The organism is Thermodesulfovibrio sp. 3907-1M (assembly GCF_040450955.1).
Classification (GTDB): domain Bacteria; phylum Nitrospirota; class Thermodesulfovibrionia; order Thermodesulfovibrionales; family Thermodesulfovibrionaceae; genus Thermodesulfovibrio; species Thermodesulfovibrio autotrophicus.
Map to the genome: position 1 here is coordinate 1,643,343 of NZ_CP144373.1, position 24,671 is coordinate 1,668,013.

The window sequence follows — 24,671 nt, forward strand, 5'->3', positions numbered from 1 at the left end:
GCAGGTTTCTGCCCTCTCCTTATTTTAATAAATGAACATTGCCAATGGAAACATTTTTTAACCCTGCACTTAAAGCAGCTTCATAGCATTCATGGGCTAATTTTTTAGAAGTTAAAGGAAGATCACTCATATAAAAATGAGGATAAAATCCAAGTAAACGGTAGGGAATTTCAGGATTTAATGAGGCAATAAATTTAGCTATATTACTTACTTCTTCACTATCTATATATCCAGGGACTAAGAGAGTACTTCCAATAAGAAGTGGTGGAACAGATCTTTTTTCAAAAAACTTTGCCACATAGGCGAAATTTTCTAAGGTTCTTTTATTTGAAACTCCTGTTAATGCAATGTGCAGAGACTCATCCCATGCTTTCAGGTCAAACTTGATACAGCCTCCTGACTGAAGACTCAACTCAATCATTTTTTCAAGATAGGCTTTATTCATTGAACCATTGGTCTCCCAGCATATTCTCAATATCTTTGTCTTTTTTTCTTTAATTGCTCTGCGTGATGCCTCAATGGCAAAAATTATTTGAGGCGAAGGATCACCTCCAAAATAACATATACAGGATACAGCTGAAGTAATGTCTCTTAATAACTCATCAACGGTTCTTGTTTCTGGTTTAAAGGTTTCTTCTTTAAAATGCCAGTTCTGACAGTAAAGACAGTTAAAGGAACAGGCGTGAAAAAATACTGCAAGATTGTAGTATCCGTATTCAGGTCCATTGGTATAGGCAAAATCTGGATATCCAGAACCAGTTCCAGCAGGGCATACCCAGTCTGCAACACAGTTTGTCGGAAGAGGATCAAGATACCAGTTAAGTTTTCCATGATTGCGTTGAAGAGCAATTAATTTTCCTCTTTCGTTTTTTCTTAATCCACAATATCCATACTGCCCTTCTGCAATTCTGCATTCGTTTGCACAAATTTTACACTGAACTGCATCTTCAGCTTTTGGAGGCGATGGAGGTAATCCATAGGTGAGTCTGCTTGCTGTATGGGATTGTAAAGCCACTGTAATAGCTTGAGATGGCTTTTTTCTTATACAGTTAAGACAAACTCCAGGATGTTTTGCAATGTAGGGAGAGAAATTATTGCAAATTTTGCAAGTTGACATATTTAATTATAAAATAATTATAAAAATCTTCCCCAGGCACAGTAGTAATCAAAGTGGTCATCGTATATACGGAGTCGTTTTTTGATTACAAAAACTCTATGTAATATAATTCCAAACAGAAAGCCTCCTACATGTGCCCACCAGGCAACTCCACCCACATCTGCTGGGCTAAGAAGAGAGCCAAGCCCTGAAAAAAGTTGAATAAAAAACCACATGAGAATATAGAAAAATGCAGGAAGCGCGAAAAAGAATGGAAAAAATAAAATGGGGAATAAAGTTATCACTCTTGCATGCGGAAACATTACCATATAGGCACCTAAAACACCTGAAATTGCACCTGAAGCTCCAACTGTAGGTATTGTTGAAGCTGGATTGATGAGGCAGTGAATCCAGCTTGCTCCAAATCCGCAAATAAGATAGAAAATTAAAAATCTGAAAGAACCCATCTTGTCTTCCACATTGTCAGCAAAAATCCACATTACCCACATGTTGCTGATTAAATGAAACCATCCTCCGTGAAGAAACATACTCGTTAAGAAAGGAAGATAATAAAAAGGATCAAGAGGAAGGGAGGCTACAAGCATGTATTTTGCAGGAACAACACCAAATATGTGAAATAGATAATCTAAGTCCTCTTTTGGGAACATGAGTTCAAAAATGAAGATAAATGAATTCAGAGCTATAATCAACCATGTCATGTATGGAGTGTATCTTCTTGGAAGGCAATCTCTTATTGGTATCATTTTAATTTACTCCTTTTAATTGATATAGCTTTCCATATGCTCGGCATGACTGAAACAATAATAATACCAAGTATGAACATGGAAAAGTTCTTTTTCACAAAGGGAAGATTTCCGAAGAAATAACCTGTGGCAATTAAAGAGCCACTCCAGAGAATGCTACTAACGATATTGTAAATCTGAAACTTTAAATATCTCATTCTTCCTATGCCTGCTACAAATGGTGCAAAGGTTCTAAGAATTGGCAAAAATCTCGCTATTATTATAGTTTTTGCTCCATGTCTTTCATAGAATTGGGCAGTTGTATAAAGATGCTTTTTGTTGAAAAAAAAGGAGTTTTCCTTTGAGAAAACTTTCGGACCAACAAATTTACCAACATGATAGTTTACAGTGTTTCCCACTGTAGCGGCAATACTTAAAATAATTAAGGAGCTCAATGGACAGAGTAATTGCCTTGAAGATAAAGCTCCTACAGTAAAAAGAAGAGAATCACCTGGCAAAAATGGCGTTACAACAAATCCTGTTTCTGAGAAAACAATGAAGAAAAGCACAACATAAATCCAGTTGCCAATCTGAGAAAAGAGAGTTTCAAGATAAATGTCAATATGAAGAAGGAGATCAATCAAATCAAACATGTCCGAATATAAATAAACTCATAAGTTTGTAGCCATCTTCTATGTGAAGATCGGGAGAAGTAAGAATTTCCTCTGAAAATTTTTTATCTTTCTTTTCAATATGGTTGCTATCGTAAATTACAAATGGGACCGCTTCAGCAGTATGGGTTCTTACTTTTACTGGTGTTGGATGATCTGGAAGTAGGAGAATCCTAAACTCTTTGAAACGCTTTGGTGCTTCCTCAAGAATTCTCCTGATAACAATGCTGTCAATATCTTCAATTGCTTTAATTTTCAGTTTGTAATCACCCTGATGTCCTGCTTCATCAGGCGCTTCTATGTGGACATATACAAAATCAACCCTTTCAAGTGCATTAAGTGCATATTCAGCCTTGCCTTCATAGTTTGTATCTATCCAGCCTGTTGCTCCGGGAACATTTATTATATGAAATCCTGCTAAAATTCCAAGCCCTTTTGTTAAATCCACTGCGGAAATAAGAGCACCTGAAATTCCGTATTTTTCCTGAAACTTTGGTAGCGTTGGAGTCCGTCCCTGCCCCCACAGCCATATACTGTTTGCAGGTTTTTTGCCTTGAGATGCTCTTTTTTTATTCACAGGATGGTCTTTAAGAATATCCATTGACCTGAAAATAAGCTCTTTTAGCATTTGAGCACTTCTGCCTATAGGAAGATACATAGAGATTTCCTTTCCTGTAATGTCATGAGGGGGGCTACATTCTACGTCATCTGAACCATTTTTCCATAACATTATATGACGATAACTTACTCCAGGATAAAATCTCAAAGCATCACTTCCAAGTTTTTTATCTATCTCTTCAATAAGAATTTTTGCCTCTTCAGAAGATATGTGACCGGCTGAGTAATCTTCCATGAAAATCCTTTTTTTATCTGAAAATTTCAGCGTAACAAGATTGCACCTGTATGCCACATCATTTTTTGATAGATTCAATCCCATGCTTACAGCTTCAAGTGGTGCTCTTCCTGTATAGTAAACTTTCGGGTCATAACCAAGAATGCTCAGGTTTGCCACATCACTTCCAGGAGGAAATGCCTCAGGAATATTTCTAACTGAGCCTGCAATGCCACATGAAGCAAGATAATCCATATTGGGAGTATTGGCAGCCTGTAAAGGAGTAAGTCCTCCCAGCTCATCAAGGGGATAATCTGCTGCACCATCAGGAACAATGACAATGTATTTCATAGAATCTTCTCCACAAAGGCTTTCACACTATCAAGGCTTGCAGGCAAAACATGAGGTTCATCAGCTACCTTAAAAACAGTATCAGGGTCTTTGAGTCCATTGCCTGTAAGTGTGCAAACTACACAGCTTCCTTTTTTAAAATATCCCTGACTGTAAAGCTTTATAACTCCAGCAACCGAAGCTGCAGAAGCTGGCTCACAGAATATACCTTCATAGGATGCTATCATTTTGTAAGCTTTAAGGATTTCTTCATCTGTTACCATATCAATCGTTCCACCGGATTCATCTCTTGCCTTAACAGCAGTTTTCCAGCTTGCAGGATTTCCTATTCTTATTGCTGTTGCAATTGTTTCAGGCTTATCCACAGGATGCCCAAGAACAATCGGTGCTGCTCCTGCTGCCTGAAATCCGAGCATTCTTGGTAAACTATTTATTTTTCCCTTTTCCTTGTATTCTTTATAACCCTTCCAGTATGCTGAGATATTGCCCGCATTTCCCACAGGCAAAGCATGATAATCAGGAACTCTTCCAAGCTGATCACAGACTTCAAAGGCTGCTGATTTCTGTCCTTCAATTCTGTATGGATTAATTGAATTTACAAGTGTTATTGGATATTCATTAACTATTGCTCTAACTATGTTGAGAGCCTGGTCGAAATTACCCTTTATTTGAATGACCACTGCTCCATGAATCATTGCCTGAACAAGCTTTCCAGTGGCAATTTTACCTTCAGGAATAAGGACAATTGCCTTGATCCCAGCTCTTGCAGCATAGGCTGATGCAGAGGCAGAAGTGTTACCAGTAGAAGCACATATGACCGCTCTGGAGCCTTCCTCTAATGCTTTTGAAATTGCAAGTGTCATTCCTCTGTCTTTAAAGGAGCCTGTTGGATTTGCTCCATCAAATTTAAAATAAAGCTCTATGTCCATATTTAATCTTTTCGTAAGATTATTGACCTTTACAAGAGGAGTATTGCCTTCTAATAAAGTGACGACAGGAGTTTTTTCACTTACAGGGAAAAATTCAAAGTACTCTTTTATAATTCCTTTCCAAGGTGATTTTGTATTCATGGCTATTCAATTATGTCTCCTTCTATTAATTCCACTACAACTCCCTGCTGTCTTAGGGAGTTAATACCTTCATTAAGATTTTCTTCAACTCCTTCAAGCTCCAGTATCATCTCTCCAAATGTATCAGTAACCCTTGCTCTGCGAATATTTGGCATAACATCGTATTTTTTTGCCATTCTGAAAAGCACCGGCTCTTTTATTAATTCCTGAGGGAAGGTGAGCCTTACCCTTAATTTTTTAATCTCACCCATAAAATCCTCCTTACTTATTTGCCTCCTGCAATGGCAGGAACAATTGATACTTCATCACCGTCTTTAACCAGAGTTTCTTCTCCCTGAAGGAATCTCACATCTTCTTCGTTCAGATAAACATTTATAAACCTTCTTATCTTACCATCCTGACACAACCTTTCTGCAAGCCCTGGATATTGTTTATCAAGAGCATTGATTATATCTATGATCTTTCCAGCTGGTGCTTCTACCACATCTTTACCACCTGTTAATTTCTGAAGTGGTGTTGGTATTAAAACTTTTACTGCCATTTTTACCTCCCCTTTTCATTAATTTTTTTCAAAGCTTCTTCAAATGAAGCAAGATTTGGTTTTATATTGTAAACTTCTGCTGTTCTTCCATTTAAAACCTCTGCTGTCTTAAGCCCGTTTCCTGTAATACAAAGCACTGTTGTGTCTTTTTTGTCAATTTTTCCTTCTTTCAACAGCTTGATGTAACAGGCTAAAGTAACTCCTCCTGCTGTCTCTGTAAAGATTCCTTCAGTTCTTGCAAGAAGCTTTATTGCTTCCACTATTTCTTCATCAGATACATCCTCCATGGCACCGCCACTTTCTTTTACAGCCTGCAAAGCGTAATATCCATCAGCAGGGTTTCCAATTGCAAGAGATTTTGCAACTGTGTTTGGCTTAACAGGTCTTATAACATCTGTACCCTGTTTAAAGGCTGTAGAAATCGGAGAACATCCAGTTGCCTGTGCACCATATATTTTTGTCTCAAGCTCCTTTAAAATACCAAGCTCCTTGAACTCCTTTAATGCCTTCCACACCTTTGTAAGAAGTGAGCCACTTGCACAGGGAACAACAATGCTGTCTGGTGCTTTCCAGCCAAGCTGTTCAACTATCTCAAATCCTATTGTTTTTGAGCCTTCTGCATAAAATGGTCGGATGTTTATGTTTACGAAAGCCCATCTGTATTTATTTGCTATTTCACTGCAAAGTCTGTTTACATCGTCATAATTGCCGTCAACGGCAACAAGATTTGGCTCATAAACAATGGAAGCAACGATTTTACTCTGTTCAAGGGTAGCAGGAATAAATATGAATCTTTTAAATCCAGCTTTTGCACCGTGAGCTGAAACAGCATGAGCAAGATTTCCTGTAGAAGCACAGGCAACTGTATCAAAACCAAACTCTTTTGCTTTTGTAAGCGCTACTGCAACAACTCTATCTTTAAATGAAAGGGTGGGATGGGCAACTGTATCATCTTTTATGTAAAGTTCTTTTACGCCAAGATATTTTGCAAGATTTTTAGCTTCAACCAGAGGTGTGAAACCGGAATTGAGTCCCACCTGTGGTTCACCGTCTATTGGTAAAAGCTCCTTGTATCGCCATAATGTTTTAGGTCTTTTTTCTATTGTTCTCCTTGAAAGAGCTTTCTTTATCTTTGCATAGTCATAGACTGCCTCAAGAGGACCAAAGCAGAATTCACAAACATATATGGGCTCTACAGGATACTCTCTTCCGCACTCTCTGCATTTAAGTCCTTTTACATATTTCATTTCCCACCTCCTATTTCCATGAGTTAATTTTTTATTTTAACATTAATTTACTTAAATTGCCGATAGGCAAAATTACCTTTGTTTTTTAAACTTTGAATTGTCCATCAGGGCGGAGAATCGCCGAGTAGTGCTTGATTATGCCTTCAACCTGAATCAAGAGATTTCTCGTATCGCTTGAAATGGCAAAGTAATTTACATTTTTATTGAACAATTTCATTCAGCACATGATTTTATCGGCAATCTCAGGATATTGATATAAATTAACTCAATATGTTAAAATGATTTTATGGAACGCAAGGATTACTATAAAATTCTCGGTGTAAGCAAGGATGCCACACAGGAAGAGATTAAGAAGGCTTATCGTAAGCTTGCAAGAAAGTATCATCCTGATTTAAATCCCGGAAATAAGGAGGCTGAGGAAAAGTTTAAGGAGATTAATGAGGCATATGCAGTTCTGAGTGATCCGCAGAAAAGGGCTGAGTATGACAGGGGCGAGAGCTTTGATTTTAAGGGCTTTGACTTTGGTGGCTTTGACTTTACAAAAGGCTTTGACCTCGGAGATATTTTTGGAGATATATTCGGTGAGACATTTACTCAAACAAGAACTACTTATATAAAAGGCGAAGATATAGTTATTCCTGTTACATTAACCTTTGAAGAAGCCTATAAAGGCACTGTAAAGCCAGTTACCTATCAGAGATACATTGAGTGTCAACTCTGTCATGGAAGTGGTGCTGATAAAGTGGATATATGCTCAAGATGTGGCGGAACAGGAAGAATTCAAACCTCAAGGGGATTTATGAGGGTAAGCCAGACCTGCCCCAATTGTGGTGGAACAGGAAGAACTTCAGCATCAAAGTGTAAAAACTGTGGTGGAACAGGAAGAATATTAATCACGGAGACAGTAAAGGCAAAAATTCCAGCAGGAGTTGATAATGGTTCAACTGTAAAGGTTAAAGGATATGGAAATGCCGGTAGAGGCGGCGCACCTTATGGTGATCTGATACTTGAGGTTAATGTTACTGCCCATCCTTTCTTCACCAGAAAAGGAGATGATATATACATTGAGCTTCCAGTAACATTTGTTGAAGCTGCATTAGGAGCTAAAGTTGATGTTCCGACAGCAGATGGCAGTACAGTCACAATGAAGATTCCAGAGGGAACACAGGGTGGACAGAAATTCAGAATTTCAGGGAAAGGATTTACTTCTCCTAAAGGAGGCAGAAAAGCAGACATGTATGTGGTTATAAAAATAGCAGTTCCCAGAGGATTAACAGCTTCTGAAAAGGAGGAAATAAGAAAAATTGAACGCCTTTATAGAGAAAACCCAAGAGAATTCATGTTGAGGAGGTAAGCATGAGACAGGACGACAGGCTCTATATGATAAGCATGGTGTGCAGACTTCTCAATGTTCATCCTCAGACAGTGAGGCTTTATGAGAGGGAAGGTTTTATAAAACCAAAGAGAATTAAAAGACAGAGAGTTTATACTGATGAAGACATTGAAAGACTTAACTTTGTAATAAAACTTACTAAGGAATTTGGAGTTAACAGGGCTGGAGTGGATATTATTCTCAGAATGCGGGAAAGAATGCAGATTATGGAACAATTCATACAGGAATTACTTCGCTATGTTGATGAAGACATAAAAGAGCAGATTGAAAAGAGAATTAAAAAAATTTTTGAAGAAATTTAAGGAGGAAACCCATGAGATTTGATAGATTTACCTATAAAACTCAAGAAGCGATAAGAGAGGCTCAGAGAATTGCCTCTCAGTATGGCAATCAGCAGATAGACGTGGAGCATCTGGTTTATGCTCTAATTGAAGACAGTGAAGGGCTTGTTCCCCGTATTTTAAGGGAATGCGGAGCAGACTTAAACACAATAAAAGCAGATTTAAAAAAAGCCATTGATAGAATTCCAAAGGTTTATGGTTCTCAACCCCTGGAGCAGATTTATATTACTCCAAGACTGAATCAGCTTTTTGAGAAAGCTGAAGCAGAAGCTGAGCATCTTAAGGATGAATACATTAGTGTGGAACATCTTCTTATAGCTCTTTTTGATGTAGGTGGTCCTGCCCTTGATGCCATAAAGAAGCAGGCAGTTACACGGCAAAAAGTGCTTGATGCAATGAGAAAAATAAGGGGAGTTCATCAGGTAACTGACCCCAATCCAGAGGAAAAGTATCAGGCATTGGTTAGATATGGTAAAAATCTTACAGAGTTAGCCCGCAAAGGCAAGCTTGATCCTGTTATTGGAAGGGATGAGGAGATAAGAAGAGTTATTCAGGTTTTAAGCAGAAGAACAAAGAACAATCCAGTGCTGATTGGAGACCCTGGTGTTGGTAAAACTGCAATAGTTGAAGGTCTTGCGCAGAGAATTGTGGCAGGCGATGTTCCTGAATCTCTGAGAGACAAGGAACTGATAGCACTTGATATAGGCTCACTTCTTGCAGGTGCAAAATACCGTGGAGAGTTTGAGGAAAGACTTAAGGCAGTGCTTAAGGAGATTACCCAGTCAGAAGGAAGAATTATAACATTCATAGATGAGCTTCACACACTTGTAGGTGCAGGTGCGGCAGAGGGAGCTGTTGATGCTGCAAATATGCTTAAGCCAGCTCTGGCAAGAGGAGAGCTAAGATGCATTGGTGCAACAACAGTTAATGAATACAGAAAATACATTGAAAAAGACCCTGCATTGGAAAGAAGATTTCAGCCTATTTTGGTTAAAGAGCCTTCAGTTGAGGATACAATATCAATTTTGAGAGGACTTAAAGAGAGATATGAAGTTCATCATGGTGTAAAGATTAAGGATTCAGCACTGGTTGCTGCTGCAGTTCTTTCAGCAAGATACATAACAGACAGATACCTTCCAGATAAAGCAATTGACCTGATTGATGAGGCTGCAGCAAAGCTCAGAATGGAGATTGACAGCATGCCAATTGAACTTGATGAGATTGAGAGAAAACTCCGTCAGCTTGAGATAGAAAGACAGGCATTGAGCAAAGAGCCAACTGAGGATGCAAAGGAGAAGATAGAAAAGATTTCTCAGGAGATAGAGCAACTGCTTACTAAAAAAGAGGAGTTAAGCAGGCAGTGGCAGGCTGAAAAGGAGATTATTTTAAAAATCAGAGAGATAAAGGCAGAGATTGAGCAGACCCGTATTGCTTCTGAGCAGGCAGAGCGTCAGGGAGACCTTACACGAGCAGCAGAACTCAGGTATGGAAAACTCATTGAGCTACAGAAAGCCCTTGATGAGGCAAATGCACGGCTGAAGAAGATTCAGAAGACAAGACAGATGCTTAAAGAGGAGGTTGATGAGGAAGACATTGCAGAGGTTGTTGCTAAATGGACAGGAATCCCTGTTAAAAAGCTGCTTGAGAGTGAAACCCAGAAGTTAATCAAAATGGAAGAGCGACTCCGTCAGAGAGTTGTTGGACAGGATGAGGCAATTATTGCTGTTTCAAATGCCATAAGAAGAGCAAGAGCAGGGCTTCAGGATCCCAATCGCCCGATTGGCTCGTTTATGTTTCTTGGTCCTACTGGTGTGGGTAAAACAGAGCTTGCAAAGGCTCTGGCAGAGTTTCTATTTGATGATGAAAATGCAATGATTAGAATTGATATGTCAGAGTATCAGGAGCGTCATACAGTATCCCGTCTGATTGGTGCGCCTCCTGGATATGTTGGTTATGAGGAAGGTGGTCAGCTTACAGAGGCAGTAAGAAGACGTCCATACAGTGTTGTTCTTTTTGATGAAGTTGAAAAGGCTCATCAGGAAGTTTTTAACATACTGCTTCAGGTTCTTGATGATGGTCGTCTGACTGATGGGCATGGAAGAACCGTTGATTTCAGAAACACAATTATCATCATGACATCAAACATAGGGAGTGCCCATATTCAGGAGTTTCTTGAGACTGCAGGCTCTGAGCACTGGCAGGATTTGAAAAAGGATTTAAAAACAAAAATTATGGATGACTTAAGAGCCTTCTTCAGACCTGAGTTTCTCAACAGAATTGATGAGATAATCATATTCAATCCATTGAGCAGAGAAGTGATGAAAGAGATCATAGAAATTCAGATTAAGAGAATAAAGCAGTATCTCAAGCAGAGAAAGATTGATATTACTCTTACAGAAAAGGCAAAAGAATACATTGCAAGAATTGGCTATGATCCTGTATATGGAGCAAGACCTCTAAGAAGGGTATTGCAGAAAGAGATACTTGATCCACTGGCAGTAAAACTTATTGAAGGAGCATTCAGAGAGGGAGATGTTGTGGAAGTGGATTTCAAAGATGGTAAAATTATATTTGATAAAGTTGTTTTGGCAGAAGCAGCCTAAAAATTAGGAGGTGTAAAATGGCTATTGTAAAATGGAGTCCTTTAAAAGAGATTGAGGAGATAAGAAAGGAAATGGACAGGCTTTTTGAAGAGTTTCTCTCACCTGTTCGGAGGAAAAGGGCTGTTAGCAGTGAGGGAATTATTTCTCCCAATGTGGATATTTTTGAGAGAGGAAATGAGCTGGTTATTCAGGTAGAAATTCCAGGGGTTGACAAACAGGATATAGATTTAACAATTACTGATGATAGACTCATAATCAAAGGAGAAATTAAAAAACCTGAAGGTGTTTCTGAAGAAGACTATATTTTGAATGAAAGAAGCTATGGTCCTTTTTCAAGAACTATCAATTTGCCAGCAGATGTTGATAAATCTTCTGTCAAGGCAAATCTAAATAATGGCTTACTTGAGATAGTTATTTTAAGAAAAGAGGAAGCAAAGCCAAGAGAGATAAAGATTCCACTGGAGTGAATTTAAATATATTCATAACTGTCCTGAGCTTGCTCACTGGCAGGCTCAGGATTTCGTTCTTTGATTATGAATATAGGAATTTCAAGATTGACAAAATAATAAAGAAAAATTTATTTTAAAAAAGTTGTTTACAAAATTTTTGTGGAGGTAAAAATGGCTGAAGGTATTTTAGAACTTACAAGTGCTAAATGGGAAACAGAAGTTTTAAACTCAAAAGGTATAATAATGGTAGATTTCTGGGCACCATGGTGTGGTCCCTGCAGAATAATTGCACCAACAATAGAGGAACTTGCCAAAGAATATGAAGGAAAAATCAAAGTAGGAAAACTTAATACAGATGAAAATCCAGATATTGCAACACGCTATGGAATTATGGGCATTCCCACAATAATGTTTTTCAAAGATGGTCAAAGGGTTGACCAGATCGTTGGAGTTGTTCCAAAATCCATATTAAAAAGCAAACTGGATAGCCTTCTTAACAGTTGATCTGTGAAAAAGCTTTTAATCTTAACTCTTATATTGTTAATTCCACAGGTAGGGCAGAGTGCACTTAAAAAGAGTGATTCTGCCCCAAATTTTTTCTTAACCGATATAAATAGTAAGCCTGTAGAGCTTTATCAAATTAAAGGCAGGGTCATAGTTATAGAGTTTCTCTCAACTAAATGTTTTGCATGTGATTATGTAATTTCGGATATAAACAAACTTTATGAGAAATTCAAAAATAAAAATGTTCAAATAATCGGGATTTTATTCAATGACGAAATAAAGGAGACTCAAAAACTTATTGAGTTCGCAAAAGATAGAGGAATTCAATATCCTCTATTTATAGCTGATGCAAAGATAAAAAAAATGTATAATGTTTACGGTTTTCCAAATTTTTTTATTTTAAATGAGAAAAAAATCGTAGTTCAGATATACAGAGGAATAACACAGGATACCTTTGGTTTGTTAAATAAGGAAATTGAAAATCTCCTGAGAGAGGTAAAATAGATGTTTGAGGCATTAACAGATAAACTTGAAGCAATATTTAAAAAACTCAAAGGCAAAGGAATTCTGAAAGAAGAAGATGTTGATGCAGCCTTAAAAGAGATAAGAATTGCTTTGCTTGAAGCAGATGTCAATTTTAGGGTTGTAAAAGTCTTTTATTGAAAGAGTTCGCCAGAAAGCTGTTGGCAAAGAAATCCTTGAAAGTCTTTCTCCTGCTCAACAGGTAATAAAAATTGTTTATGATGAACTGTGCGAGCTTTTGGGAGGAACCACTTCTAAGATTCAGCTAACTGCAAATCCACCAACTATTCTTATGATGGTGGGACTGCACGGTTCTGGAAAAACCACCACTTCAGCAAAGCTTGCAAGAATTTTTAAGAAACAGGGGCGGCGTCCAATGCTTGTGGCAGCAGACCTTCAAAGACCAGCAGCAATTGAACAGCTTGTTACCCTGGGCAAACAAATTGATGTTGTAGTATTTCATTCTTATGAAACTAAGGATCCGCGGCTCCTCTGCAAAGAAGCTTTAAAAAAAGCCGTAATTGATAGAATGGATCCAGTGATTGTTGATACTGCTGGAAGAATGCATGTGGATGAAGAATTGATGCAGGAGTTACAGGATGTAAAGGCAATTCTCAATCCTCACGAAGTTCTTTTTGTTGCCGATGCAATGACAGGACAGGATGCAGTAAATATTGCAAAAAGCTTTAATGAAAAAATAGGAATTACAGGAGTTATTCTCACAAAGATGGATGGAGATGCCCGTGGTGGTGCAGCACTTTCAATAAAAGAAGTAACAGGCAAGCCCATAAAACTTATTGGAACAGGAGAAAAGATTGATGCTCTTGAGGAGTTTTATCCTGATAGAATGGCGAATAGAATTCTTGGAATGGGTGATGTTCTCACACTAATTGAGCAGGCACAGAAAGCCTATGACGAGAAAGAAGCGGAAAAACTAAAGAAAAAAATTGAAAAAGAAGAATTTACCTTTGATGATTTAAGAGAGCAGATAAGAAAGATGAGAAAGATGGGTCCCCTTGAAAATATACTTTCAATGCTTCCCGGAGCTCATAAGATATTAAAGGAAATAAAAATTGATGAAAAAGAGTTTGTGAAAGTTGAGGCAATAATAAATTCTATGACGCCAGAAGAAAGAAGAAATCCAAAAATTATTAAATGCAAGTAGAAGAATAAGAATTGCAAAAGGAAGCGGAACGACCGTAACAGATGTTAACAGGCTTATTAAACAATTCAATGAGATGAAAAAGATGATGAAACAGTTAAAACACGGTAAGGGCTTTAAGCTTCCTAAGATATTTCCTTTTTAAGAATAAATACTGCCCTTCTCAAGAAGATAAACTTTATCAGTTGTTTTTTCTATAAAATCCCTATCGTGAGACACAATAAGATAGGTCTTTGCATTGCCTGTTAAATACTGAAGAAGTCTTTCTTTAGTTTTCTCATCAAGACCATTTGAAGGTTCATCAAAGAGATAGCAGACTGGCTTCATAGCTATTACTGTTGCAAGTGCTACAAGCCTTTTTTCTCCTCCAGAGAGTTTATAGGTTAGCCTGTCTTCAAAACCTTTTAAACCCAGAATTTCACAGGTCTCTTTTACAATTTTTAATGCCTCCTCTTTTGTTTTCCCGAGATTGAGCGGTCCAAATGCTATATCTTCTTTTACTGTCGGACAGAAGAGTTGACTTTCTGAATCCTGAAATAAAAGCCCTATCTTCTGTCCTTACTTCAATGAAGTCTTTCTCTTTTTGTCTTATCATTTCCGAATATCTCAACTGTCCCTGAAGATGGCTTAAGAAGTCCCATTATAATGTAAAGAAGGGTTGTTTTCCCCGAACCATTAGGTCCCATAAGACCAATTCTTTCACCCTCATAAATATCAAGACTCAGGTTGTCCAAAACAGCCCTGTCATCATAATGGAAGGAGATATTTCTAAGCTTGATAATTGGTTGCTCCAAATTTAACTCCCGTTGCAGTTTCAAAGATTCCAATACTAATCACTCCAGAATAAAATAAACACAGAAATTGAAACGATACTGAATATTATATCAGTTTTTCTCATATGGAAATGCTTAAAAAGTGGAAAATATCCCTGAAAGCCTCTACACAGCATTGCCTTATAAATCTCCTCTGCTCTTTCATAGCTTTTAATAAGCATTCCACCAACAATGTAAGCATAGGTTCTGTAAGTGTGAAGATTTGTTCTTGGAACGAATCCCCGGGCAATAACAGCTCTTTTTATTTTTAAATATTCGTCATGGATAACTGTAATGTAGCGATAAAAAAGGAAAAATACTGTAACGAGTTTCTTAGGTGCTTTTAGATGAAGCATTGCATGAGCTAAAGCATTGATGGAAGAAGTTCCAAGAAGTGTTATTGTAGCTATAATTATTGCATTGGCTTTCAGGGTAATTGATAATGCATAAAGAAGACCTTCATGGCTTATCTTTAATCCGGCAAATGAGATATAAGGATTGCCTGGATAGCTTACAGGCACAAAAATCCAGATGAAAAGTATGAAAAAGTTTGTCATACTGAGTCTTGAAAAAAGCGGTTTTATTCTTAATCGTGCAATGAAAACAGAAAAAACAGAATAGAGTAAAAACAAAGATGGAGTTTTCAATCCTGAAGCAGTGGCGCAGAGAATGCTGAATATGGAAAAAACTATGACTTTTAATCTCGGGTCTGCCTTATGTAAAAAAGAGCTTCCTTCTGAAAACTCTTCAAGATGCATTTTTCTTTCTTTTAATAAACATTATTATGCCCCAGACTCCAACAATATATCCAATTCCTCCGATTATGTCTCTTATGCTGATTTTATCCATCTGTTTTCTTAAATCCATGAGCTCACTTCTTAATCCCTGAAGTTTTGCATCCATTGCCTCATCAATAATCTGTTTGAGTTCCTCTTTGTTGATTGACGCCTGAGGAGATCTCGTTGTTTCTGAGTCTCTTTAACTGGTTCCTGCTTTTTTACTTCCTTTTTTTCAGGCTTTTCAGCTGCCTCAAGGGTGTATTCTGTTCTATGACCTTCTCCAGCGGGAATTACTATTTTTAATTGTCCAGCTTCTGAGGTTTTAAAACTAAATCTTCCTTTTTCATCAGTGGTGGTCTCTGTAATTTTTTTACCCCTGCTGTCATAAACCTCAACCTTAGAGTTTTTACATGGTGAACCATCAACAAAGTAGCATTCACCAACTACTTTATCACCATCCCTGTATGCATAGGCACTTACCTTATGAGCATAAACATCGTTGGAAAGAAGAAGCTGTAGGCAAATAATTGTTAAAAAAAGAAAAAAATATGCTGAATTGAGCGATTTTTTCATTCCAATGCCTCCGGTTTTACTTTTTTAAGATACAATATAACAAAACCCGTTATTATTCCTTCCACTACAGCAATTGGAAGATGCATTGTAAAAAGAGTTACTGCAACTGCCATAAAGCTTTTTTCTGTTTCAATCAAGAGCCAGACTGATAAATAATGTGCCAACAAGCACTGCAGAAGCTCCTCCAAGAGCTCCTCCAATAAAGGCAGTATTTTTACCTTTATGTAACAATCGTTTGAAAACATAATATGATAATACTGCAGGCATTGCCATTGCAAAGGTGTTCACACCAAGAGTTGTCAATCCACCAAACTGAAAAAGCAGAGCCTGAAGCACAAGTCCGACAAATATAGCAGGAAAAGCTGCCCATCCAAGGAGCATTCCAACAAGCCCGTTTAAAACAAGATGAGCAGATGTAGGACCTATTGGAATGTGAATTAATGATGCCACAAAAAAAGCAGAAGAAAGAACAGCAACCTTTGGAATGTCTTCATTCTTAATCTTTCTAAGCCCAAGGACAAGACCTCTTAAAGATAAAACAGCGCCGGTAAGCAATACCGGCGCAGAAAGAACTCCTTCAGATATATGCATTATTTCATCTCCCTTGCCTTAACCCATATAATTCCACCAATTTCAACAGGATATTCTTTACCATCTTTTTTAATCTTATAAGTAGCATCAGTCAATGCTGCAAATCCCCACCATCCAGCCTTTGGAATTGCATAGGTAAATACACCGTTTGCATCAGCTTTTATAACCTGTGTTACATAGGCTTCCTTTGGTGCTTTAACTTTACCACTTTCATTAAAGTATTCAACCTCAACATCTGCAAAAGGCAAAGGCTTTCCATTGAGTTTCACAACTCCCTGAAAAACATTTCCAACCCAGAGTCCGTAAGGTCTTGTAAGGGGAACAATCTCAATAGGAAGCCCCACTTCCTTGTCCCATCCTTCCTCCTTTCCAAGAGCCTGAACAACAACCTTAGGATAGTGAGCTATGAATTTTTCCTCAGCAGGCTCCCAGTAAGGCTGTGGCTCAAGATAAAAGATGTAGTCTCCTGGGCGTTTAATTGTAAAAGTAGTCTCCCATGCGTTTTTGCCTTTTACTTTTTTGTTAACGAGGGTGCTCAGGAGATCAGTTTTTTCATCACCGAGCATTACGCCAAAAGCTTTTGGTTTTTCCATGTTAAGCCATTCTTGCTCAAAGGGATGCATGAAGTAAACTTTAAGTGTAATCTTTTTTGTGTCTTTCTCTCCGATAATGTCATCAGAAGGCATTATAACTCCAAAATGAGCCAGTGCTGTGCCTGTAAGAAATAATACTGCGATGATGCTGCTGATTAAAAGACTTTTAAAACTCTTCATCTTAAACCTCCTCATTAAAAGTTAATGTTAAATCTAACACCATAAACATGACCTGCCTTTGTGTTGTCAGACTCACGGGCAGTGTCACGAATGTACTGGTAATCAAGGGTTATATCTGAGCTCAGAAATTTGTATGAAAACAGCTTAAACTTCACATATGACTCAAATACCTGACTGTGCTTGAGCTCCTCATTCTTTGATGGAGTTTTCAGATAGGCATAGCCAACTCCTACTTCATCGTCCTTCCTACCCCATACGCTTCCATTGAGATTCAATCCCAGTGAAACCATTCTGTTGTAATTCACCCGCTGGGCTGAGTCATCCTGCCATCCTGCACGGAAGAATGCTCCAAGAGTGTCTTTCAGCAGTTGCTGGTCAAATGATACTCCTATTCCTTTTAATGCCTTGTATGCATCAGCATCCCAGTTTTCAAACTTCTTATTCGTTGTGTAGCCATAAATCCTGTAGTTTCCCTCACCAAGTCCTGTCTCAAGTTTGTAACCAATCTGTGCTCCTATCCAGTTGTATCTCTTGACATCCATTGTCTCGTTTTCATTTTTTGAGCGCATTCCAACTACTCTCAGATGAAATTTACCAGCTTCAAACTCTGCTGCAACTCCAGCATCATAGCTTGGAAGATTTGCAAGGGGGTTGTGAACCAGAGCTTCATTCATGAACTGCTGTAATTCATCAGCTGCATAGGCATTGTCATCAATAAAAGCTGTTGAGTCAATTATTCCTGCTGTAAGCTTGAGGAATACTTCTTTTTCAATTGGAAACCTGTGAGAATACCATAACTCCTGAAGATGATCCCTTGCATGTCCATTGATGTTTCTCAAGTCTACAAATAGATCATCTGCATTTGGATTAAGAACAAAGGGATAGTTTGCGCTTTCTGAATGAAATCCGCTTCCTTTTGCAAAGCTTGCCCTTAAAAAGAATTCGTCATTTTCAGTAGGCTTAAGGGATACATTAAAGTCAATCACTGCTGAGCCACGGTCTTTTGTCTTATCATTCGTGTCAGAATCTACATATCCCTTTGTCATGTGCAGCCATTGATAGACGGTAGTAGCTGAGCCAGATACTGAAAGCCAGTCTGTTACATCCGCAGCAAAAACTGATACAGGAAACAATAAAACCACAAGAAAAATAAACCATTTCTTCATGTTCTCCTCCTTTTATATAAGAAAATAAAAAAGCCACGAAAGCTTAATTTTAGCTTTTCTGAGCTTATTAAGCCTTCGTGGCTTGAAAACATTTTATCATACAAGAGATCAGGATTGCAAGAAAAATCTTGCAAAAATATAAAAGGTGTAATTATCATAAAAAATTACAGCAACTGGAGGGCAGAATGAGAAGAATTTTACTTTCTGAAAAAGATCTACCAAGACAGTGGTATAACATACAGGCTGATATGCCAAAGCTACCTCCTCCACCTCTTCATCCTCAAACAAAGAAGCCAATTTCTCCTGATGATTTAAAAATTATATTTCCCATGTCTCTTATTGAGCAAGAAGTTACTATTGAAAGATGGGTAGATATTCCACAAGAGGTTTTAGATATATATGCAAGCTTTCGTCCAACTCCTCTTTATAGAGCAATTGGACTTGAAAAAGCTCTTAAGACTCCTGCAAGGATTTATTTTAAACATGAAGGCTTTGGACCGGCAGGAAGTCATAAGACAAATACTTCAATCCCTCAGGCTTATTACAACAAAATTGAAGGAATAAAAAGAATAGCTACAGAAACTGGGGCAGGTCAGTGGGGTTCTGCTCTTGCATTAGCAGGAGCATTAATGGGGATAGAGATTACCGTTTATATGGTAAGAGTAAGCTATGATCAGAAACCTTACCGCAGAATAATGATGGAAACATGGGGAGCAAAGGTTTATCCATCTCCCTCTGATAAAACTGAATCAGGAAAAAGAATTCTCCGTGAAAATCCAGATCATCCTGGAACACTTGGAATTGCCATCTCAGAAGCAGTTGAAGATGCAGCAACCCATAAAGATACAAACTATGCTCTTGGTTCAGTGCTAAATCATGTTTTACTTCATCAGACAATTATAGGACTTGAATGCAAAAAACAGTTTGAAATTGTAGGAGAATACCCGGATATAGTAATTGGTTGCTGCGGAGGAGGAAGCAATCTCGGTGGTATAAGCTTCCCATTCCTTTATGATAAGATTCATGGGAAGGATCTAAGAGTTATTGCCGTAGAGCCATCCTCATGTCCCACACTTACAAAGGGCGAGTTCAGATATGACTACGGCGATACTGCAGGACTTACACCTTTTCTCATGATGTATACTCTCGGACATGATTTTGTGCCTCCGGGAATTCATGCAGGAGGTTTAAGATATCATGGAGACTCTCCACTCATAAGTCAGCTATGTCACGATGGCTTGATTGAAGCAAAGGCAGTAGGACAGATATCTGTCTTTGAAGCTGCCATACTTTTTGCAAGGAGTGAGGGAATTATTCCTGCTCCTGAAAGTGCTCATGCCATCAAGGTGGCAATAGATGAGGCATTAAAAGCAAAGGAAGAAGGAAAAGAAAGAGTAATACTTTTCAATCTAAGCGGAATAGGATTTCTTGATCTTCCTTCTTATGAGGCATACTTATCAGGGAGACTTTCTGATTTTGAATATCCCGATGAAAAAATAAAGGAAGCTCTGGGAAAACTTCCTGAAATTTTTTGATTTCAACCTGACTTTCTTGGAACATTTAAAAAATCTTTCCTGGATTCATAAATCCCTTGGGATCAAAAACTCTTTTTATAGCCTGCATCAGCTCAATCTGTTTTTTTTCTAATTGAATATCAATGTAAGGCTTTTTTGTTATTCCGATTCCATGTTCTCCTGAAATAGCTCCACCAATACTGACTGTGAATTCAAAAATTTTTTTAACCATTTCAAACCCCTGTTTTTTTTCTTCTTCATTGCTCTTTTCAACAAGAATGTTTACATGAATATTACCATCTCCAGCATGTCCAAAGGATATAATGGGAATATTTGATTTGTTTGAAAGCTCATTTAACTTAACGAATGTTTTTGAAAGGCTATCTATAGGAACGGCAATATCAATGTTTATCTTTTCTTTATCCTTCATCTTCAAAATGCACGGTGAAATGCTTCTGCGAGCTTTCCATAGATTTTCTCTTGAGTAGTAATCTGTGGCAATCTTAGCCTCTCCATTAAATTTTCTTGCAATGTCAACAATTTTCTCACCCTGTCTTTTAATGGAAGTTATCTCTCCGTCAAGCTCAACAAGAAGCATTGCTTCCACATTTGTTGGCAGTCCGAGTTCAAAATTTTTTTCAATTAAACTTAAACAGGAACTGTCAAGGAACTCAAGGGTTCTTGGAATAATTCCTGAACCAATAATCTCTGAAACACTCTTTCCAGCAGACTCTACTGAGTTAAAACTTATAAGAAGGGTGATTACTTCCTCTGGTTGTGGTAAAACTCTGACAGTTATCTTTGAAATTATTCCAAGTGTTCCCTCTGAGCCAATAAAAAGTTCTTTCATTTCATATCCTGTGACTCTTTTGAAAGTTTTACCACCTAAGGTAAGAACAGTTCCAGTTGAAAGCACCACCTCAATGGCTAAACAGTAGTTTCTTGTAACTCCATATTTTATTGCTCTTGGACCACCAGCATTTGTTGCCACATTTCCTCCTATTGTGCAGTAATCCATGGATGCAGGATCTGGTGGATAAAAGAGTCCGTAAATCATAAGTTCTTTTTGAAGTTCTCCATTTATAACACCAGGCTCTAAAGTGGCAGTAAAGTTTTTTGAATTTATTTCCAGAACTTCTCTCATTCTTTCAAGGCTGATTACGACTGTTCTTGAATTGATTGGGATGGCACCTCCTGCCATGCCTGTTCCAGCACCTCTTGGCAGCATTTTTAATCCTCTATTTGTTGCCCATTTTACAACCTTTACAATCTCTTCAGAGCTTTTTGGCCATGCTACAAACTCTGGAATAGTTCCCTTTGCATAGGAAGCATCGTAGCTGTAGCATATAAGGTCTTCTTTTTCATCTGATATCTCTATTCCTTCAAGTAATTTTGTATCTTTCATGCATATACCTCTGCTTCTTTTAATTCTAAAGAAATTACTGTTGATACTCCTTCCTCCTGCATTGTAACACCATATATGTAATCGGCAATTTCCATCATGAGCTTATTGTGAGTTATGATGAGAAATTGCGTATCCTTGCTTAGCTCTTTTATCAGTTTTCTCAGTCTCAGCGTATTTATATCATCAAGGGGAGCATCAACTTCATCAAGTATACATACAGGAGATGAACGGATGCTCAAGCAAGCAAAGATGAATGCTATGGCAGTAAGTGTCTTTCTCCCCGCCTGAAAGGAGATTTATGTTTCCTGCTTTTTTGCCAGGTGGTTGAATCTGCATTTCTATCTCTGACTCAAGAATGTTATTTTCATCAGTAAGAAAAATTTCAGCTTTTCCTCCTTCAAAAAGTTCATTGAAAAGGCTATTAAATCTTTCTTTTAAAAGATTGAATGTTTCTCTTAGTTTCTTTTTCGTGAGTGAGTTAATTTTTTTTATTGCTTCCTGTAATTCTTCTATGGATTTTACAATATCCTGTTTCTGAGCTATTAAAAAGTTATATCTCTCTTTAACATCTTCATATTCCTTCAAGATTTCTACATCAACAGCTCCGATTTCTTTGAGCTGATTTTTAAGCTGTGTTATACGAGATTTAAATGTTTCCGTTTCCTGAGCTGGCTCAATCTCTTCTTTAATTATGTCAATGCCGTATATGCTATAAATCTCATTCCATAGATTTTCAAGCTTTACTTTTTTTTCACCTTCAATGGTTTTTTTCTCTCCGAGTTCTGCTGTGATGTTGTGTAGTTTTTCGTTTATGCTCTGATAATTTTTTTCCAGTTCTATTAAATATTCTTTTTCATTCTGCAGTTCTTTATAAAGTTTTTCTATTTGCTCTTTCAGATTGAATGTTTCAAGAGTAAGCATTTCAATTGTTTTTAATATCTCTGTTTTTTCTTTTTCAATCTGAGATAATCTTTTCAGACTTTGCTCAATCTCTTCTTCATTTTTCTGTTGTTTCATTGTAAGTTTCTTAATTTCTTCATTTAGCCTGTTTATTTCCTGCTTTTTGTTATTGTATCTTTCCTTTAATGTGGAAAGGATAATTTTTTTGCTGGAAAGCTCTTCTTTCTGGCTCTCGTTCGCTTGGGATATCTCTTTTTGTTTATTTTTCAATTCTTCAATCGTCCTTTCTAAAGCTTCAATTTCCATAGAAAGTTGCTCAATTTCAGAGCGGGTTTTTTCCATAACTTTTGTGTTATGAGATATTTCATTTTGTAGAGCTTTTTCTTCATTTTCCATGTATTTTGTTCTTTGCTTTGTCTGTTCCATTTCCCTGTGAAGACTTTTATTTTTTTCCTCAGCCTTGAAAATCTCTTTTTGTATTTGAGAAATCTGCAGTCTTTTACTTTCTATTTCTCTTTTAAGCTCCTGTTTTGTAGCTTGCATTTTTTCAATTTCATGCTGTAAGTATTCAATTTCCTCTGATATTTCAGACTTTTCCTTATTTAAATCTTCAAGCATTCTTTTCTTTTTAAGAAGATTTGAAGTTTTGCCTGTTTTTATAAATCCATCTGGAAAAAACACTTCACCTTTTCTGGTCACAAAGCAGCAATTGGGAATTTCTTTTTTTATTTCCATTGCCTCTTTGAGATTGTTTACAATGTAAACATTATCAAAAATTTTTTCATTAATCCCTGATTCTTTTATTCTTATGTAGCTTTTAATTTTTTTATCACTATGAGTCTCATCTTTTTGGTAAGCAGAACTTAATTCTGTATTTTTTAAAAAGAACCAGCCCTTATTTTTAAAATCTTTAATTGTTTCAATGTCTTGTATTACTGAGGCTTTGAGTCTTTCTTCCAGGACAGCTTCAATTAATTCCTCAACTTCAGGGCTTACATCAATGCATTCAAAAAAGAGTTTGTGGTTTTTGTCCTCCTGCCATATTTCTGATAAAAGGGCTTCAATTTTTCCGTTTATTACTGCTTCTTGTTTCTTTTTTTCAATTATTAGCTGAGTTTTTGTTTCCAGCTGGTTTTCTAACTCATAGAGTTGATTTTGAATAGCTTTGTTTTTGTTGTTTTCTAACTGCAGGCTTTCTTTTAAGTTTTTTATGTTTTTCTGCATCTTTTGAATTTCTGTTTCCATCTGATTTATCCTTTGTATTGTTTCTTTTTTTCGTATATAAAGAGTGTTTAACCTGTTTTGAGCATTTTCACTGGATTTATTTATGGATTGGTAATAATTTTTCTTGTTTACCAATTCAGTGGTAAGATTAAAAAGAATTTTTCTCTGCTTTTCAATCTCCTTTTCAATCTCATTTATTTCTTTGTAAAAGTTCATTAGTTCCTGTTCTTTTTGAATGATTTCTTTTTGGAGATTGGCAATATTTTCCTCAATTTCTCCATATTCAATGCAAGCAGATTTTAAATCATTCTGAGATTTTTCTATTTCTCTTTTTAAAGCAGAGTTTTCTTCATGAAGTTTATTTATCAATTCTCGTTTACTTTTTTCTTCCTGAATCATGAGGGTCTGTTGATTTTCTGCCTTTGTCTTTTCTATCTCTTTTTGCTTTAGTTCTTTCTCCCTTTCCTGTATGAGATTTTCAGTATAGGAGATTTTTATCTTCTGCTCGTTAATCTTTTTTATAATTTTTTCGTTTTTTTCTTTTGATTCTAACTGTGTATTTTCAAGAATTTGAATATCTTCGCGAAGTTTTTCAATTTCTTTAAGGAGATTTAAGCTTTCAGCCTTAGAGACCTTTAATTCCAGATTTTTTAATTCTTCCATGGTTTTTTTATACTTTTCAGCTTTTTTAGCCTGTCTCTCAAGTAAAGAGTACTGTTTTTTTAGCTCGCTAATGATGTCCTCTATTCTCTGAAGATTCTCCTGTGCTGATTGAAGCTTTCCTTCAGATTCGTTTTTTTTCAGTTTATACAATGAAATTCCAGCACATTCTTCAAGAAGAGCTTTCCTATGTGAAGGTTTTGATAAGATCTCATTGATTTTAATCTGGTCAATTATTGAGTAAGTTCTTACATCAACTCCTTCTGAAAGGAATATCTCTTTTATGTCTTTAAGTCTTGCCTGTTTACCATTGATGATAAAGTAGGATTCTCCTGTTTTGTAAAACCTTCTCTTTATTTCGGTTAATTCTGCCTCTGGTTGCCCTCCATTTTCTGGTTCTTTTAGAGATTTTAATAGGATGGTTACTTCAGCAATGCCCTTTTCTTTTTTTGATTGAGATCCCTGGAATATGACTTCTTCCATTTTTTCACCACGAAGAATTCTGGGATTATGCTCGCCAAGGACCCATCTGAAGGCATCAACAATATTGCTTTTTCCTGCTCCATTTGGTCCAACAAAGCAGGTTATACCTTCATTGAGCTCTATTCTGGTTTTTTCAGGAAAAGATTTAAATCCGTTAAGTTCTATCCATCTAATTCGCATTAAAATATTTTAGCTTATTTTGCATTTAAAAGCTTTAATGTAAACATAAAATTTTTTTATTTGACCAAAAAAGTGCAACTATTTTA

At 37.0% G+C, this 24,671-nt stretch carries 25 protein-coding genes and 3 pseudogenes; 8 read left to right on the forward strand and 20 right to left on the reverse strand.

The genetic code is table 11. The features are described from left to right. Positions 1 to 19: 19 nt before the first annotated feature. Genes V4D30_RS08480 through V4D30_RS08515 form a run of 8 tightly spaced genes read right to left on the reverse strand, consistent with a single transcriptional unit; the run spans position 20 to position 6,551 of the window. The gene (locus V4D30_RS08480) at positions 20 to 1,117 is read right to left on the reverse strand and encodes a radical SAM protein (protein WP_353683895.1); all 1,098 of its coding nucleotides are present in this window, start codon (positions 1,115 to 1,117) and stop codon (positions 20 to 22) included. Between the two features lie 17 nt (positions 1,118 to 1,134). Beyond that, positions 1,135 to 1,860 carry a rhomboid family intramembrane serine protease gene (locus V4D30_RS08485; RefSeq protein WP_353683896.1) on the reverse strand — a complete coding sequence of 242 codons (726 nt, stop codon included), beginning with the start codon at positions 1,858 to 1,860 and terminating at the stop codon, positions 1,135 to 1,137. Further along, a complete protein-coding gene (locus V4D30_RS08490; protein ID WP_353683897.1) occupies positions 1,857 to 2,492 on the reverse strand; it encodes a DedA family protein in 636 nt (211 codons plus the stop codon). Before V4D30_RS08490 ends, V4D30_RS08485 begins: the two co-directional genes overlap by 4 nt. Continuing rightward, positions 2,485 to 3,693: a cofactor-independent phosphoglycerate mutase gene (locus tag V4D30_RS08495; RefSeq protein ID WP_353683898.1), complete on the reverse strand. Its 1,209-nt coding sequence runs from the start codon at positions 3,691 to 3,693 to the stop codon at positions 2,485 to 2,487. The genes V4D30_RS08490 and V4D30_RS08495 overlap by 8 nt, the downstream gene beginning before the upstream one ends. Continuing rightward, complete coding sequence (gene thrC / locus V4D30_RS08500) at positions 3,690 to 4,763, reverse strand: threonine synthase (protein WP_353683899.1); 1,074 nt, start codon at positions 4,761 to 4,763, stop codon at positions 3,690 to 3,692. The genes V4D30_RS08495 and thrC overlap by 4 nt, the downstream gene beginning before the upstream one ends. A gap of 2 nt (positions 4,764 to 4,765) precedes the next feature. Next, entirely contained in the window at positions 4,766 to 5,014 is a 249-nt protein-coding gene (locus V4D30_RS08505; RefSeq protein WP_353683900.1) for an NIL domain-containing protein, read from the reverse strand. Between the two features lie 14 nt (positions 5,015 to 5,028). Next, positions 5,029 to 5,304, reverse strand: coding sequence for a MoaD/ThiS family protein (locus tag V4D30_RS08510; protein WP_353683901.1), 276 nt, complete (start codon positions 5,302 to 5,304; stop codon positions 5,029 to 5,031). A 2-nt stretch (positions 5,305 to 5,306) separates the two neighbouring features. Continuing rightward, on the reverse strand, positions 5,307 to 6,551 hold the full coding sequence (locus V4D30_RS08515; protein ID WP_353683902.1) for a threonine synthase: 1,245 nt from the start codon (positions 6,549 to 6,551) through the stop codon (positions 5,307 to 5,309). A 286-nt stretch (positions 6,552 to 6,837) separates the two neighbouring features. On the opposite strand from V4D30_RS08515, the gene dnaJ reads away from it, so the two are divergent. The 7 genes and pseudogenes from dnaJ (at position 6,838) to ffh (ending at position 13,670) form a co-directional block, all read left to right on the forward strand. Beyond that, a complete protein-coding gene (gene dnaJ / locus V4D30_RS08520; RefSeq protein WP_353683903.1) occupies positions 6,838 to 7,905 on the forward strand; it encodes a molecular chaperone DnaJ in 1,068 nt (355 codons plus the stop codon). A 2-nt stretch (positions 7,906 to 7,907) separates the two neighbouring features. Then, positions 7,908 to 8,246, forward strand: a complete 339-nt coding sequence (locus V4D30_RS08525; protein WP_353683904.1) for a MerR family transcriptional regulator — start codon at positions 7,908 to 7,910, stop codon at positions 8,244 to 8,246. A gap of 11 nt (positions 8,247 to 8,257) precedes the next feature. After that, complete coding sequence (clpB, locus tag V4D30_RS08530) at positions 8,258 to 10,888, forward strand: ATP-dependent chaperone ClpB (protein ID WP_353683905.1); 2,631 nt, start codon at positions 8,258 to 8,260, stop codon at positions 10,886 to 10,888. 17 nt (positions 10,889 to 10,905) lie between these two features. After that, positions 10,906 to 11,355: an Hsp20/alpha crystallin family protein gene (locus V4D30_RS08535; RefSeq protein WP_353683906.1), complete on the forward strand. Its 450-nt coding sequence runs from the start codon at positions 10,906 to 10,908 to the stop codon at positions 11,353 to 11,355. A gap of 153 nt (positions 11,356 to 11,508) precedes the next feature. Beyond that, complete coding sequence (trxA, locus tag V4D30_RS08540; protein ID WP_353683907.1) at positions 11,509 to 11,841, forward strand: thioredoxin; 333 nt, start codon at positions 11,509 to 11,511, stop codon at positions 11,839 to 11,841. Between the two features lie 3 nt (positions 11,842 to 11,844). Then, complete coding sequence (locus tag V4D30_RS08545) at positions 11,845 to 12,345, forward strand: TlpA disulfide reductase family protein (protein WP_353683908.1); 501 nt, start codon at positions 11,845 to 11,847, stop codon at positions 12,343 to 12,345. Then, a pseudogene (gene ffh / locus V4D30_RS08550) lies at positions 12,346 to 13,670 on the forward strand (signal recognition particle protein). Here ffh and V4D30_RS08555 read toward each other — a convergent pair. The 9 genes and pseudogenes from V4D30_RS08555 to V4D30_RS08595 all read right to left on the reverse strand — a co-directional run bounded on the left by V4D30_RS08555 (position 13,667) and on the right by V4D30_RS08595 (position 18,219). Further along, complete coding sequence (locus tag V4D30_RS08555; protein ID WP_353683909.1) at positions 13,667 to 13,852, reverse strand: hypothetical protein; 186 nt, start codon at positions 13,850 to 13,852, stop codon at positions 13,667 to 13,669. The pseudogene ffh and the gene V4D30_RS08555 overlap by 4 nt on opposite strands. Before the next feature lie 21 nt (positions 13,853 to 13,873). Then, a pseudogene (locus V4D30_RS08560) lies at positions 13,874 to 14,074 on the reverse strand (ABC transporter ATP-binding protein); the annotation flags it as partial. 14 nt (positions 14,075 to 14,088) lie between these two features. Next, entirely contained in the window at positions 14,089 to 14,319 is a 231-nt protein-coding gene (locus tag V4D30_RS08565; RefSeq protein WP_353683910.1) for an ATP-binding cassette domain-containing protein, read from the reverse strand. Between the two features lie 35 nt (positions 14,320 to 14,354). Next, a complete protein-coding gene (gene cbiQ / locus V4D30_RS08570; protein ID WP_353683911.1) occupies positions 14,355 to 15,095 on the reverse strand; it encodes a cobalt ECF transporter T component CbiQ in 741 nt (246 codons plus the stop codon). Next, positions 15,085 to 15,240 (reverse strand): hypothetical protein, encoded by a 156-nt coding sequence (locus V4D30_RS08575; protein ID WP_353683912.1) that lies wholly within the window; start codon positions 15,238 to 15,240, stop codon positions 15,085 to 15,087. Before V4D30_RS08575 ends, cbiQ begins: the two co-directional genes overlap by 11 nt. Continuing rightward, positions 15,216 to 15,689: a hypothetical protein gene (locus V4D30_RS08580; RefSeq protein WP_353683913.1), complete on the reverse strand. Its 474-nt coding sequence runs from the start codon at positions 15,687 to 15,689 to the stop codon at positions 15,216 to 15,218. Before V4D30_RS08580 ends, V4D30_RS08575 begins: the two co-directional genes overlap by 25 nt. After that, positions 15,686 to 16,280, reverse strand: a pseudogene (gene cbiM / locus V4D30_RS08585) (cobalt transporter CbiM). The gene V4D30_RS08580 and the pseudogene cbiM overlap by 4 nt, the downstream one beginning before the upstream one ends. Next, complete coding sequence (locus V4D30_RS08590) at positions 16,280 to 17,053, reverse strand: DUF4198 domain-containing protein (protein WP_353683914.1); 774 nt, start codon at positions 17,051 to 17,053, stop codon at positions 16,280 to 16,282. Before V4D30_RS08590 ends, cbiM begins: the two are co-directional and overlap by 1 nt. A gap of 14 nt (positions 17,054 to 17,067) precedes the next feature. Then, positions 17,068 to 18,219 carry a carbohydrate porin gene (locus tag V4D30_RS08595; protein WP_353683915.1) on the reverse strand — a complete coding sequence of 384 codons (1,152 nt, stop codon included), beginning with the start codon at positions 18,217 to 18,219 and terminating at the stop codon, positions 17,068 to 17,070. Between the two features lie 185 nt (positions 18,220 to 18,404). On the opposite strand from V4D30_RS08595, the gene V4D30_RS08600 reads away from it, so the two are divergent. After that, positions 18,405 to 19,754 (forward strand): TrpB-like pyridoxal phosphate-dependent enzyme, encoded by a 1,350-nt coding sequence (locus tag V4D30_RS08600; protein WP_353683916.1) that lies wholly within the window; start codon positions 18,405 to 18,407, stop codon positions 19,752 to 19,754. A gap of 25 nt (positions 19,755 to 19,779) precedes the next feature. Here the strand turns inward: V4D30_RS08600 and V4D30_RS08605 are convergent, their stop codons facing one another. Genes V4D30_RS08605 through smc form a run of 3 tightly spaced genes read right to left on the reverse strand, consistent with a single transcriptional unit; the run spans position 19,780 to position 24,585 of the window. Then, positions 19,780 to 21,138 carry an FAD-linked oxidase C-terminal domain-containing protein gene (locus V4D30_RS08605; RefSeq protein WP_353683917.1) on the reverse strand — a complete coding sequence of 453 codons (1,359 nt, stop codon included), beginning with the start codon at positions 21,136 to 21,138 and terminating at the stop codon, positions 19,780 to 19,782. Further along, positions 21,135 to 21,377, reverse strand: a complete 243-nt coding sequence (locus tag V4D30_RS08610; RefSeq protein ID WP_353683918.1) for a hypothetical protein — start codon at positions 21,375 to 21,377, stop codon at positions 21,135 to 21,137. Before V4D30_RS08610 ends, V4D30_RS08605 begins: the two co-directional genes overlap by 4 nt. Continuing rightward, positions 21,343 to 24,585, reverse strand: a complete 3,243-nt coding sequence (smc, locus tag V4D30_RS08615; RefSeq protein ID WP_353683919.1) for a chromosome segregation protein SMC — start codon at positions 24,583 to 24,585, stop codon at positions 21,343 to 21,345. Before smc ends, V4D30_RS08610 begins: the two co-directional genes overlap by 35 nt. Positions 24,586 to 24,671: the final 86 nt, after the last annotated feature.